The sequence below is a fragment of the Aquibium carbonis genome (genome assembly GCF_003970795.1).
GTDB classification, from domain to species: Bacteria; Pseudomonadota; Alphaproteobacteria; order Rhizobiales; family Rhizobiaceae; genus Aquibium; species Aquibium carbonis.
The window spans coordinates 1-12548 of sequence record NZ_RWKW01000080.1 but is presented as its reverse complement, the minus strand read 5'-3'; the positions used below and the strand labels follow the sequence as shown (position 1 = coordinate 12548).

Below are 12548 nucleotides of genomic sequence, written 5' to 3'. Positions count from 1 at the left end.
GAGATGCGGCGCCGCATGGACGACGACGCGCTGGCGGCGATCATCCACGCCACCACGACGCTGATCGACGTTCTCTATGTCGATGGCGCGCCGGCCGGCTTCGTCGAGATCGACCTGTCGCAGGCGCCGGAGAAGGCCGAGATCGAATATTTCGGCCTGATCGGCGAATTCCAGGGCAGGGGACTGTCGAAGTTCTTCCTGTCCTGCGCCATCCATGCCGCCTGGCAGCACGATCCCGGTACGCTGGTCATCCAGACCAATTCGCTCGACAGCCCGCGCGCGCTGCAGCTCTACCAGAAGATGGGCTTCGCCCCGGTCGGAACCTCCCAGATCGAGATCGAGGCCTGGGACTGACGGGCGTGCGGGGCGCGCGGATTGTCGGACGTCGCCTCGGTTCGAAGGAGGGGCATCGGGCCGCCGTGGATCACGATCCACGGAGGTGAACCGCCGGCAACATGTCGTTCAGACTTTCTTCAGCTTGGCTTCGCCAAAACGGTGTCCATCGAAACGGACGCCCCCTGAAGGAGACACCCATGATCCGCAAGTTCGTCATCGCCGCCCTCGTGGCAACCATCGCCCTGCCGGGCGTTGCCTCAGCCCAGTCCCGCGACATGCCGTCGGCCGAGCGGATCCTGCGCCAGCTGGAGGCCCAGCCGCGCGAGCGCGTCGCGCCGAACCGCCGCGTCACCGTCCAGGAGTTCAAGCGTCGCCCCGAAATGCGTCGCGCCGCGCCCTCGATCGAGATCCAGTCGATCAACTTCGCCACCGGCTCGGCCGAAATCCCCTATTCGCAGTATCGCAAGGTCGAGCAGATCGGCAATGCGCTGAGCCGCATCGTCGAGCGCAACCCGCGCGCGCGCTTCCTCGTCGAAGGGCACACCGATGCGGTCGGATCGGGGGCGTCCAACCTCGCACTGTCCGAGCGCCGCGCCGAATCGCTGAAGCGGCTGCTGGTGCGCGAATTCGGCGTGCCGTTCCGCGCTCTGGAAACGGTCGGCTACGGCGAGGACTATCTGCTCGTCGAGACGCCTTACGAATCCTGGGAGAACCGCCGCGTCACGCTGCGCCGCATCGACCAGTTCATTCGCTGACGGCTTGACCGCAACGCACGGAAAGGCCCGCCGGTGGTGCAGACCGGCGGGCCGCCACGCTTCACGCGGGAGGTTGCGCGAAGGCGTTTTCGCGGATCAGGCGGCTTTCAGCGCCGCCTGCGGCTCGGCCATCTCGTAGCCCAGCGCCTCGGCCACGGCGCGATTGGTGATCCGGCCCTGATGGACGTTGAGGCCGTTGCGCAGGTGCGGGTCGTCGATCATGGCCTTCAGGCCCTTGTCGGCAAGCTGAAGCCCGTAATACAGCGTCGCATTGTTGAGCGCATGGGCCGAAGTGACCGGCACGGCGCCCGGCATGTTGGCGACGCAATAGTGGATGATGCCGTCGACATCGTAGGTCGGTTCGGCATGGGTGGTGGCGTGGCTGGTCTCGAAGCAGCCGCCCTGGTCGATGGCGACGTCGACGAGCACGGCGCCCTTCTTCATGCCCGACAGCATCTCGCGGCTGACGAGCTTGGGCGCCGCGGCGCCGGGGATCAGCACCGCGCCGACGATGATGTCGGCCGAAAAACACTCTTCCTCCAGCGCCTCGACGGTGGAGTAGCGAGTGTGGACGCGGCCGTTGAAGATGTCGTCGAGCTGGCGCAGCCTCGGGATCGAGCGGTCGATGATGGTGACGTCGGCGCCGAGACCGACGGCCATCTTGGCCGCATGCAGGCCGACCACGCCGCCGCCGATCACGGCAACCTTGCCCGGCAGCACGCCCGGCACGCCGCCGAGCAGCACGCCACGCCCGCCATTGGCCTTTTGCAGCGCGGTCGCCCCCGCCTGGATCGACAGGCGGCCGGCCACTTCCGACATCGGCGCCAGCAGCGGCAGGCCGCCGCGCTCGTCGGTGACGGTCTCATAGGCCACGGCGGTCACGCCGGAGGCGACGAGGCCCTTGGTCTGCTCCGGATCGGGTGCGAGGTGGAGATAGGTGTAGAGGATCTGGTTGTCGCGCAGCTGCACCCATTCGCCGGGCTGCGGCTCCTTCACCTTCACGATCATGTCGGAGCGGGAGAAGACGTCCTGCGCGGTCTTGGCGATCGACGCACCAGCGGCCCGGTAGGCGTTGTCGTCGGCGCCGATGCCGGCGCCGGCTCCGGTTTCGACCAGCACCTCGTGACCATGGGCCACATATTCGCGGACAGCGCCCGGCGTCAGGCCGACGCGGTATTCATGGTTCTTGATTTCCTTGGGGCAGCCGACGCGCATGAAAGCCTCCTCGTTGAAAGTGCTTGTTCCCTGATCGTGGAATTCAACCACGAAACGCGTCGAATGTGTTTGCGAAGTCGATTGCCCGGGCGGTCGTTCGCCGCTATTGCTTGCGTCAAATGGGTTCGTTTTCGAAGGATATGCCGCGTATGGCCCTGGACAGGATCGATTTCGCCATCCTCGACACGCTGCAGAAGGATGGTCGAATCTCCAACGCGTCGCTCGCCGAGAAGGTAGGACTGTCGCAGTCGGCCTGCTCGCGGCGGCTCGACCAGCTGGAAAAGAGCGGTGTCATCGAGGGTTATCACGCCCGCCTCTCCAGCGGCGCGCTGGGCCACAAGATGACGGCGATCGTCCACATCTCGCTGTCGGGCCAGTTCGAAAAGTCGCTGGCCGAGTTCGAGGCGGCGATCAAGCGCTGCCCCAACGTCCTGTCATGCCACCTGATGTCGGGAGAGTATGACTACGTGCTGCGCATCGCTGCGCGCGACCTGGAGGATTACGAGCGCATCCACAAGGAATGGCTGACTGCCATGCCTCACGTCATCAAGATCAACTCGTCCTTCGCGCTGCGCGAGGTGGTCGATCGCACCTGGATGGGGATCAAGCCGGAGCTGGCGTAAGTCTAAACCGCCTCGCGCAGCGGCGGCGGCGGGTCGGTCTCGCGCAGGGCCAGCGCCGCTATGCGCAAGGAGTCGGGACCGGGGCCCACGAGGTCGAATGCACGCATCACGATGTCGGCGATGTCGTCGGGCGTCGGATGGCTGGCCGCTCCGATCGGCGCGGGATGTCCAAGCAGGTAGCCCTGCAACTCCTGGCAGCCGATCGAGGCGAGGATGCCGGCCTCCTCCAGCGTCTCGACGCCTTCCGCGATCAGGTTCATCTTGAGGCCGCGGCCGAGCCCGATGATCGTTTCCACGATCGCGCGTGCGCTTTCGGAGGTGGTGAGTTCCCGCACGAAGGACCGGTCGATCTTGATCGTGTCGAAGGGAAAGCGGCCGAGATAGGAGAGGGACGAGTAACCGGTCCCGAAATCGTCGAGCGCGATCGTCAGTCCAAGCGCCTTCAACGACTTCAGGATGGTCTGCGCCCGCAGCACGTCGTCGATCAGAACGCCCTCCGTCACCTCGATCTCGATCAGCCTCGGATCGACGCCGGTCTCGCGCAGCACGCTCTCCACCATCTCCACGAAGGTCTTCTGCCTGAACTGCACGGGACTGACATTGACGCTGATGCGGGCGCCGCCGAAATGGTCGCGCGCGGCGAGACACGCGCCCTTGAGGGCCCATTCGCCAATCTGGAGGATCTTGCCGCTCTGCTCGGCGATCGGGATGAAGTCGGACGGGCTGATCTGTCCGCGCGTGGGATGTTGCCAGCGCAGCAGCGCCTCGTAGGAGACGATCCGCCCTTCCTTGAGGTTCACGCGCGGCTGGAAATGAAGCGACAGCTCCTCGCGGTCGATCGCCACCGCGAGATCGGCTTCGATGAGCCGCCGGCGGGCCAGGAACTCGTCCATGCCCGGCTTGAAGATGCAGTAGGTGTTGCGGCCGGATTTCTTGGCTTCGTAGAGCGCGATGTCGGCCCGCGAGATCAGTTGCGCGGGATCGGTGCCGTCGCGGGGACAGATCGAGACGCCCACGCTGGCGCCGACCCGGACCACGTGGCCGTCCGCCAGCGTGATCGGCAGGATCAGCTGCGAGACGATCCGGTAGGCGAAGTCGGCTGCCTGGTTGGCGAAGTCGATCGACGGCAGCAGGATCGCGAACTCGTCGCCGCCCAGGCGCGCCACGGTGACGTCCGGGCCTCCGATGGCCTGCATCCGTTCGGCGGCGGTCCGGATGACCAGATCGCCGGCCGGATGGCCATAGACGTCGTTGACGTCCTTGAAACGGTCGAGATCGACGAAGAGCAGTGCGGCGATGCCGTGGATGTCGTCGGCATTGGCGACGGCGACGGCGAGGCGCTCGTTGAACAGCGTCCGGTTCGGCAATCCGGTCAGCGTGTCGTGCAGGGCCAGGTAGCGGATGCGTTCCTCGGCGTCCTTGCGCGCACGCAGGTCGACGAGACAGCACACCTGCGACGGCGCGCCCTTGTAGGTGATCAGCCGGCCGCGGATCTCGATGGGTACGCGCGCGCCTTGTGCGTCGATGATCTCTGTCTCGAACGGGTGCTGGTGTTCGCGGTCCGAGGCCGCCGAAAGGAACGAGCGGTGTTCGGAGGGGAACAGCGACAGCACCTCGCGTCCGCGCAGGTCTTCGATGCGTTCGCCGAGCAAGGCTTCGAGGCGATGGTTGCCGTCGACGAGCCGGCCGTCCCGGACGATCCAGATCGCTTCGAACGTGGCTTCCGACAGCGCCGACAGGCGTTCGGCCTCCTCCGCGTCGCGCACGGCCATCGCGGCGTCGGAGCGGCTTTCCTCCTCCGCCTGGATCTGGTCCATCAACGCGTTGAAGAGGCTGGTCAGTGTCTCGGAATCGTCGCCGGGGCTGGGCGCGAGGCGCATGTTCAGATCCGCCTTGCCGGCGACCAGCGTCGACAGCGCCTTCTCGACATGGCCGATTCCCATGCGCGTCGCGTGCTCGGCTTCGTTCAGCCCCACGATCTCGGCGTCGCGGCTGACGCGCAGGCCCCAGATCCGGTCGAGCAGCCAGAACAGCGCGAGCGCGGTGGGAAACGTCCAGAGAAAATTGGCCGTCACGCCCGTCGCCTGGATCTGCAACTGCGCCCAGCGCGCCGCGTGGGGCAGATTGTCGAGCGGCGCCAGCAGGGCGAGCGCCAGCGTTCCGGCCACGCCGGCGAAGGCGTGGACGCCGATGGCGCCGACCGCGTCGTCGATCCTGTAGCGCCGCAACAGCACGTCGTTGGCCGAGATCGCGACGAAACCGCCCAGTGCGCCGACGGCCACGGCGCCCCTGGCGTCGAGCACCATGCAGCCGGCGGTGACGGCGACGAGGCCGCCGATCATGCCCGTCATCGTCTTTTCCGGGAAGACGACGCCGTCCTTCCGCCAGCCCAGCAGGTAGCCGGCCAGTCCGCCGGCGCCGCCGGCCAGCACCGTGTTGGCGATGATGTGGGCGACGGCGGGTGTAGCAGCGAGCGTGGAGCCGCCGTTGAAGCCGATCCAGCCGACGAAGAGGACGAGCGTTCCGGCCGCGGCCGTGACGGGATTGTGCCCGGCGATGCGGATCGGTTGTCCGTCCGCGTCGAAGCGGCCGATGCGCGGGCCGATCACGAGGCAGGCCGCCAGCGCGATCCAGCCGCCCGTCGAGTGCACCACCGTGGAGCCGGCGAAGTCGACGAAGCCGCGGTTGCCGAGCCAGGCAGTGTCGTTGGGGGTGATCGCGCCGCCCCACGCCCAGTGCACGAAGACCGGATAGATGATCGCCGCCACGATGGCAGACCCGATCAGGTAGGTCGACAGCTTCATGCGTTCGGCAACGGCGCCCGAGACGATGGTCGCCGCCGTTCCGCAAAACATCACCTGGAAGACGAAGAAGCCGGTCGTCCAGTCGTCCAGGGCCTGGAGCATGAAGAAGCCGGGTTCGAACCCGAGCCGCCGCCCCACGTCGGGGGCAAAGGCCAGCATGAAGCCGATCGAGCTGAAGGCAGCGATCGAAACCGCGAAATCGAGGATGTTCTTCTGCGCGACGTTGATGGTGTTCTTGGAGCGGACCATCCCCGCCTCCAGAAGCAGGAAGCCGAGTTGCATGAGAAGGACGAGGCAGGCAGCGGAAAGCGTCCAGGCCATGTCGAGGTTCGACTGCAATGATTCGAGCGTCGGCGCCGCCCGTTCCCGCGCGTGGGCGGCACCGGGGTGCACGCCGATTGCGATGACGGTCGTCGAAAGAAACGCGCAGAACCCGTAGCCACAACGCATACGTTTGTTCCCCCGAACCCATTCGATCGCATTGGTAGAATTCACAAGTTAATCAAGCGTGTATCTCATGATCACTAAGTCTCTGAAAAAATGAGGGAATAGCCTATGGTATCGGCAGATGCCCGTCCGCTCGGCATGCGCGTGCGGGTACAACCCTGCGCCGAGGATCCGCCAGGCTTCAGGCCGTGTCGCGTGGCCCCTTCGAACGCCGACGATCGAGGTGCCGCGACAGGCCGCCGCGCTCCGGCCGCGGGGAGCGGCCCGTGCTGCGGCTCGACCCCTTGTCATCAATTCGTCTCTTGAATCTGCTGGACTCGATCCGTTGTCGGCGCGACACTCCCCCATTGCAGCCGGCTAACGACAAGCGAGATCCTTCAGGAGGCCCCATGTCCATTCTCGTCGATCGCCTTTCCAGGCGCACGTTCCTCTCCGGCGCGGCCGCGTTCGGCGGTCTGGTGATGCTGCATCCCTTTGCGGCGCGGGCGCAGGCCAACCAGGCGCACCTGCGCATCATGGAGACGACGGACATCCACGTCCACGTCCATCCCTACGACTATTACGCCGACAAGCCCAACGACACGATGGGTCTCGCCCGCACGGCTTCGCTGATCGACGCGATCCGCGCCGAGGCCGGCAATTCGATGCTGGTCGACAATGGCGATTTCCTGCAGGGCAATCCGATGGGCGATTTCATCGCCTACGAGCGCGGCATGAAGGAGGGCGACATGCACCCGGTGGTGCAGGCGATGAACGTGCTGGGCTACGATGTCGGCACGCTCGGCAACCACGAGTTCAACTACGGCCTGGACTTCATGTTCAACGTCCTGAACGGTGCGTCCTTCCCCTTCGTCTGCGCCAATCTGACCAAGGGCCAGCTTGCCGCCGACCCGAAAGACGACGACCTGTTCGCCACGCCCTATGTTATCCTGGAAAAGATGGTGAAGGACGGCGCCGGCAACGAAAGCCCGGTCAAGGTCGGCTTCATCGGCTTCGTGCCGCCGCAGATCATGGTCTGGGATGTCCGCCATCTCGAGGGCAAGGCGCAGACCCGCGACATCGTCGAGGCCGCGAAAGCCTGGGTGCCGGTGATGAAGGAAGAAGGGGCCGACATCATCGTCGCTCTGTCGCATTCGGGCATCGACGCCAACACGCCCACCGAACGCATGGAAAACGCGTCCTACCATCTGGCCGCGGTCGACGGCATCGACGCGATCATGACCGGTCACCAGCATCTCGTCTTCCCGGGTCCGAAGACCTGGGACGGGCTCGAGGGCGTCGATCCGGTGAAGGGCACGATCCATGGCAAGCCCACCGTCATGGGCGGCTTCTGGGGCTCGCACATGGGCCTCGTCGACCTGCTTCTGGAAAAGGACGGCTCGAGCTGGAAGATCGTCGACTTCACCGTCGAGGCGCGTCCGATCTTCAACCGCACCGAGGATCGCAAGATCGTCCCGACGGTCGAGAGCAAGGCGGAGGTTCTGGCCGCCACCCAGGCCGAGCACGATGCGACGCTCGCCTATGTCCGCACCGCCGTCGGCGAAACCTCGGCGCCGCTGCACTCCTACTTCGCGCTGGTTGCCGACGACCCGTCGGTGCAGATCGTGAGCCAGGCGCAGACCTGGTACATCAAGGACATGCTGAAGAACTCCGAGCACAAGGATCTGCCGGTGCTGTCGGCGGCCGCACCCTTCAAGGCGGGCGGGCGCGGCGGCCCCGAATACTACACCGACGTGCCGGCCGGCGCCGTGGCGATCAAGAACGTCGCCGACCTCTATCTCTATCCGAACACCGTCCGGGCGCTGGTGATCGATGGCGCGCAGGTGAAGGAATGGCTGGAAATGTCGGCCGGCATGTTCAACCAGGTCGAGCCGGGCAAGGCCGACCAGACGTTGATCAATCCGGATTTCCCGTCCTACAATTTCGACGTGATCGACGGCGTGACCTACAGGATCGACCTCTCTCAGCCCGCGAAGTACGACTCCAAGGGCGAAGTGGCGAATGCGGACGCCAGCCGCATCGTCGACCTGATGTTCGACGGCAAGCCGATCGACCCGGCGCAGAAGTTCGTCGTCGCCTCCAACAACTACCGGGCCGGCGGCGGCGGCAACTTCCCGGAAATCGACGCCTCGAAGATCGTCTTCGAGGCACCGGACACCAACCGCGACGTCATCGTGCGCTATATCGTGGAGCAGGGCACCATCAACCCGTCGGCCGACGGCAACTGGTCCTTTGCCCCGGTCGAAGGTGCGACGGTTGTGTTCGACACCGGTCCCAAGGCCAGGGACCTGATTTCAGAGGTCAAGGGTGTGAAGATCGAAGAGGCGGGCGAGGGCGCCGACGGCTTCGCACGGTTCCGCATCACGCTCTGAGCGGCGGTCCGCACGAAACGCGAACGGCGCCCGAAAGGGCGCCGTTGGTCGTTCGATGAGGATGCGGGATCAGCTGTAGGGCGACCAGCACTGCCGGCGCGGACCATTGTAGGGCTGGAAGCTGTTGTCCCAGGCGCGGTAGCTGCGATAACGGTTGTGGCACCAGTTCACATGCGCCCTCGACAGGCTGATGCGCGGCTGGGCATAGCGCGGCTGGACGTAGCGATAGCTCGGCACGCCGAGATAGATGCCGACGTTCGGGCCGCGGTGGCGGTAGTTGTAGCGCGGGCCATGCCGGTAGTGGTGGCGCCGATAATCGTGGTGACGATAGCTGCGGCTGCTCTGCCCGTAGATGTTCTCGTTCTGATAGCGGGGAATGCCGGCGCCGTCCTGGGCAGAGGCCGCGGTTGTTCCAGCCAGCATGACCGCGCCGACCGCGGCGCAGATCCAGCCGATCGCCTTTGGCGTCTTGAACATGGTGTTTCTCCTCGTTCTCGTGGTCCGGTCGACCGAGACCTTCGATCACACGATTTCTAGCGGTCGCAACCTGAACGTCCGATGAACGATGATGCCGGGATCGCGGTTCCACCGGTGCACGGGACGTGGCGGCGCGGACGTCCTTGTCAACGCCGCCGCCAGCAGGCAAAGCTCGGTCCATGTCGCTGCGCATTGCCACCTTCAACATCGAGAACCTGATGGCCAGGTTCGATTTCACCGGCTTTCGCAATGAACTCTGGCGGGATCGCGCGGTCGCGCTCTTCGAGGTCAGGAGCGAGGCCGAGTACCGGGAGCTGGAGCGTGCCCGCGCGATCGCCCACACCGACGACACGCGCCAGCTTTCGGCCCTGGCGATTGCAGCCGCGAAGGCCGACATCCTGTGCCTGCAGGAGGTCGACACCATCGAGGCGCTGAAGGCCTTCGAATACGGCTACCTGTTCAAGATGATCGGGCAGGGTTACCGCCACAAATACATGACCCCCGGCAATGACAGCCGCGGCATCGACCTGGCGGTGATGATGCGCGAGGAGACGCGCCACGGTCAGCCGATCGAATTCGTGCGCATGACCAGCCACGCGCATCTCACCTACGAAGAACTGGACGTGCACACGCCCGCCCTGGCTGAACTCGGCAACCAGCCGCACGAACGCGTGTTCCGGCGCGACTGCCTGGAAATCGATGTGACCATCGCCGGCAAGCCGCTGACCATCTACACCGCGCATTTCAAGTCGATGGGTGGTCCACGGCTCGGCATGAGTGGCCGTGAAGCGACGATGCCGGTGCGGATCGCCGAGGCGATGGGCGTGCGTCGCATCATCGAACGCCGCTTTGGCAAGGACCGGACCGCCGAAAAGCGCTGGGTGATCTGCGGCGACCTCAACGACTATGCCGAGCGCGTCATCATCGAGGGCGACGAGGACGAACCGCGCTTTCGTGTGTCGAAGGAGGAGGGCAGTTCGATCGACGTGCTGACAGGCGAAGGGTTTTGCGAGAACATCGTCGAACGCCGACCCGACATGGACCGCTGGACACTCTACCACACCCGCGGACCCTCCGAGCGGCACCTGTGCCAGCTCGACTACATCCTGCTGTCGCCCGCTCTGGCGCGCCGGAACGCAGGCGCGATCCCCGACATCATCCGAAAGGGTCAACCGCATCGCACCATCTTTCCGCCCGGCCAGGCGGTCGAACGGTTTCCGCGCACCGGCTGGGACCGGCCCAAGGCATCGGATCATTGTCCCGTGGCCGTCACGCTGGACATCGTATAGGCGCGCCATGACCACCATCGGCTTCCCGGAGGACCAGTTGCTGTCGGCGCGTGAGGTGAGCCTTCGCCTTGCGGACGGGCCGCACCCCTATGAAACGCTTCACGCCGACGGCATCGAGGAAAACTGGCAGGCCGAACGGTCGCGCAACGCCACCCTCTTCGACGGCCGCACCGTGCTTTTCTCCCGTGTCGCCCTGTCTGACGGCCGTCTCGTCGGCGACTGCCACGACGTGCGCTACGCCTCGCTCCTGCATTGGCGTCTGGCGCGGCGCACCGATCTGGCGGCGCACCTTTTCGCGATGGCCATGCCCGTCACCGCCGATGGCGCGGTGCTGACGGTGCGCATGGCGCCATGGACGGCCAATGCGGGGCAGGTCTATTTTGCCGGCGGATCGTTCGAGCCGAGCGATTTCGTCGGCGGCGTGGCCGACATCGACGGAAACATGCTGCGCGAAGTGCTGGAGGAAACCGGGCTCGATCTTGCCGGCGAACGTCGCGAAGCCCTCTACCGGGTCATCCGATCCGACCGCGGCGTCATCGTGGTCCGCCGCTATGCACTGGCGCAGACCGCGCGGGAGCTCGCGTTGCGCGTTCGACATTTCGTGGCTGGCGAGACGCGGCCGGAAATCGTCGAGCCGGTTCTCGTCACGCGCGGCTCGCCACCCGATCCGGCACTTCTCCCCTGGGTCCGGAGGATCGTCGACTGGCATTTTGCAACGCCGTTCGACGAGTGATCGGAACTTCGATCTACATCGACTGCCCGATCGCAAAGCAGGGATAGTAGCTCGCCTCGTCGACGGCGGCCGCCGCGCACTGGTCGAAGGCCGCCAGTTCCTCTTCGTCGGAATAGAGGATGTAGGGATCGACCAGCATCCGGCCCTTCAGGTCGAGCGAATTGCCGAAGCGATCGATCTGGCCCTCGACCTCCGGGCTGAGCGCCAGGAGCGCGTCGCGCAGCATGTCGCCCTCGATGAAATTGTCCGGCAGCTGGTCGAAGGGCCCGTCGAAATAGGTGTTGAGCGAGGTTTCGGCGGCGCGCACGCCGATCAGGATCCAGCGTTCGCGGTAGCGGTCCTTGTACCAGGCGAAGTGGGTGCGCCGGCCGATCTTGACCTGCGTCGACGCGCTCGACTGGAAGAAGCTCTCCGAAACCACGCTCTCGTCGAGGATGTAGTGAAAGGTCTGCGTCGCCGGGTTCCACATCAGGAACATCTGCACGCCCGCTTCGTCGAAGACGGGGCCGATATACTGCTCGCCGGTCGCCACCTGCGCCTCGGAAGGCTTCACCCCGCGCAGGTCGTTGAGGCGGAACAGAACCGTGCGGCCCTTCGCGGTGATCGCGTAGTCGAGCTCGCCCTTCTTCTCGACCGTCACGCCGAACTGCTGGCTGTAGGCGCGGTGCTCGGAAACCTCCTGTTCGACGAACGGGTTGTTCTCCGAGAAGTAGGCGAAATGGACGATACCCTGGTCGCGGTCGGCGACGTCGAGGCGGAAGTTCCCGGCATAGGGCACGCCGCCATGCACGAACTTGAAATAGTAATAATTCTCAGTCGGATAGACCGTCACCTCGTCGTTGAGGCTCGAAAAGACATAGTCGAATACCTCGTCGATCGAGCGGATATCGAGCGTTGGCGCGCGCAGCGCTTCCTGCACGTAGGCTTCGTTCGTCTTGATGGTGTTCTGGGCGGCCACGACGGCGGTGGCCGATCCGGCGAGGAAACAGCCTGCCAGCAGCGCCAGCGGCGCGATGGACAGGTGACGACGACAGCGAGAGCCCATTGGCAGCCTCCGAATGGATTGAAATTGGCATGGCGCGGGAGGAAGCGGGGCCCGAAGGCCCCGCTTCTGCGCTACTGCTTCGGCTGCACCGGCGCCGGTTCTATGGGCTGGATCGGCTGGATCTGGATGTTGAGTGACCCTTGCTTCAGGTGCGACTGCAGCTTGATGTGAGGGTTCACCGAGCCGTCCTTCTGGTGCGACTGTTCCTTGCTGTGCGGCCGGTCGGAGCCCTGCTTGCTGTGTGAGGCCGCCTTCTCGTGGATGGTCGAGCCCTGCTTCAGGTGCGACTGCAGCTTGTTGTGCGGCGAACCGGTCTTGAGGTGCGACGCGGTCTTCTCGTGGATGGTCGAGCCCTGCTTCAGATGCGACTGGACCTTGTTGTGGGGCGACCCGGTCTTGAGGTGCGAGGCGTTCTTCTCGTGGATCGTGGAGCCCTGCTTGTTGTGGGACTG

The 12548-nt window shown here is 65.4% G+C and carries 11 protein-coding genes; 6 read left to right on the top strand and 5 right to left on the bottom strand.

Annotation, left to right across the window (positions count from 1 at the left end; translation table 11 throughout):
* Positions 1–3 precede the first annotated feature (3 nt).
* On the top strand, positions 4–354 hold the full coding sequence (locus EJC49_RS19375; RefSeq protein WP_245453479.1) for a GNAT family N-acetyltransferase: 351 nt from the start codon (positions 4–6) through the stop codon (positions 352–354).
* A 179-nt stretch (positions 355–533) separates the two neighbouring features.
* Positions 534–1091 (top strand): OmpA family protein, encoded by a 558-nt coding sequence (locus EJC49_RS19370; RefSeq protein ID WP_126701586.1) that lies wholly within the window; start codon positions 534–536, stop codon positions 1089–1091.
* 96 nt (positions 1092–1187) lie between these two features.
* Here the strand turns inward: EJC49_RS19370 and ald are convergent, their stop codons facing one another.
* Positions 1188–2306, bottom strand: a complete 1119-nt coding sequence (gene ald / locus EJC49_RS19365; protein ID WP_126701585.1) for an alanine dehydrogenase — start codon at positions 2304–2306, stop codon at positions 1188–1190.
* A gap of 149 nt (positions 2307–2455) precedes the next feature.
* Between ald and EJC49_RS19360 the strand changes: the two genes are divergently transcribed.
* Positions 2456–2929: an Lrp/AsnC family transcriptional regulator gene (locus EJC49_RS19360; protein ID WP_126701584.1), complete on the top strand. Its 474-nt coding sequence runs from the start codon at positions 2456–2458 to the stop codon at positions 2927–2929.
* A 2-nt stretch (positions 2930–2931) separates the two neighbouring features.
* On the opposite strand, the gene amt is transcribed toward EJC49_RS19360, so the two are convergent.
* Positions 2932–6183 (bottom strand): ammonium transporter, encoded by a 3252-nt coding sequence (gene amt, locus EJC49_RS19355; RefSeq protein ID WP_126701583.1) that lies wholly within the window; start codon positions 6181–6183, stop codon positions 2932–2934.
* 386 nt (positions 6184–6569) lie between these two features.
* Here amt and EJC49_RS19350 point away from each other — a divergent pair, with 386 nt between their 5' ends.
* A complete protein-coding gene (locus tag EJC49_RS19350; protein ID WP_126701582.1) occupies positions 6570–8552 on the top strand; it encodes a bifunctional 2',3'-cyclic-nucleotide 2'-phosphodiesterase/3'-nucleotidase in 1983 nt (660 codons plus the stop codon).
* Positions 8553–8621: 69 nt separating this feature from the next.
* Here the strand turns inward: EJC49_RS19350 and EJC49_RS19345 are convergent, their stop codons facing one another.
* Positions 8622–9029 (bottom strand): BA14K family protein, encoded by a 408-nt coding sequence (locus EJC49_RS19345; protein ID WP_126701581.1) that lies wholly within the window; start codon positions 9027–9029, stop codon positions 8622–8624.
* 179 nt (positions 9030–9208) lie between these two features.
* On the opposite strand from EJC49_RS19345, the gene EJC49_RS19340 reads away from it, so the two are divergent.
* Together EJC49_RS19340 and EJC49_RS19335 are read left to right on the top strand one after the other, a co-directional pair.
* Positions 9209–10318: an endonuclease/exonuclease/phosphatase family protein gene (locus EJC49_RS19340; RefSeq protein WP_126701580.1), complete on the top strand. Its 1110-nt coding sequence runs from the start codon at positions 9209–9211 to the stop codon at positions 10316–10318.
* Positions 10319–10325: 7 nt separating this feature from the next.
* Positions 10326–11051, top strand: coding sequence for an NUDIX hydrolase (locus tag EJC49_RS19335; RefSeq protein WP_126701579.1), 726 nt, complete (start codon positions 10326–10328; stop codon positions 11049–11051).
* A gap of 13 nt (positions 11052–11064) precedes the next feature.
* Here the strand turns inward: EJC49_RS19335 and EJC49_RS19330 are convergent, their stop codons facing one another.
* The gene (locus EJC49_RS19330) at positions 11065–12096 is read right to left on the bottom strand and encodes a hypothetical protein (RefSeq protein WP_126701578.1); all 1032 of its coding nucleotides are present in this window, start codon (positions 12094–12096) and stop codon (positions 11065–11067) included.
* Positions 12097–12167: 71 nt separating this feature from the next.
* Positions 12168–12548, bottom strand: a 381-nt coding sequence (locus EJC49_RS25790; protein WP_170314793.1) for a hypothetical protein, incomplete at its 5' end; no start/stop codon positions are given.

Excerpts from the sequence above, each read along its gene's own strand:
- EJC49_RS19375 (WP_245453479.1), top strand. The coding sequence starts at position 4 with ATGCGGCGCCGCATGGACGACGACGCGCTGGCGGCGATCATCCACGCC.
- EJC49_RS19370 (WP_126701586.1), top strand. The coding sequence starts at position 534 with ATGATCCGCAAGTTCGTCATCGCCGCCCTCGTGGCAACCATCGCCCTG.
- ald (WP_126701585.1), bottom strand. The coding sequence starts at position 2,306 with ATGCGCGTCGGCTGCCCCAAGGAAATCAAGAACCATGAATACCGCGTC.
- EJC49_RS19360 (WP_126701584.1), top strand. The coding sequence starts at position 2,456 with ATGGCCCTGGACAGGATCGATTTCGCCATCCTCGACACGCTGCAGAAG.
- amt (WP_126701583.1), bottom strand. The coding sequence starts at position 6,183 with ATGCGTTGTGGCTACGGGTTCTGCGCGTTTCTTTCGACGACCGTCATC.
- EJC49_RS19350 (WP_126701582.1), top strand. The coding sequence starts at position 6,570 with ATGTCCATTCTCGTCGATCGCCTTTCCAGGCGCACGTTCCTCTCCGGC.
- EJC49_RS19345 (WP_126701581.1), bottom strand. The coding sequence starts at position 9,029 with ATGTTCAAGACGCCAAAGGCGATCGGCTGGATCTGCGCCGCGGTCGGC.
- EJC49_RS19340 (WP_126701580.1), top strand. The coding sequence starts at position 9,209 with ATGTCGCTGCGCATTGCCACCTTCAACATCGAGAACCTGATGGCCAGG.
- EJC49_RS19335 (WP_126701579.1), top strand. The coding sequence starts at position 10,326 with ATGACCACCATCGGCTTCCCGGAGGACCAGTTGCTGTCGGCGCGTGAG.
- EJC49_RS19330 (WP_126701578.1), bottom strand. The coding sequence starts at position 12,096 with ATGGGCTCTCGCTGTCGTCGTCACCTGTCCATCGCGCCGCTGGCGCTG.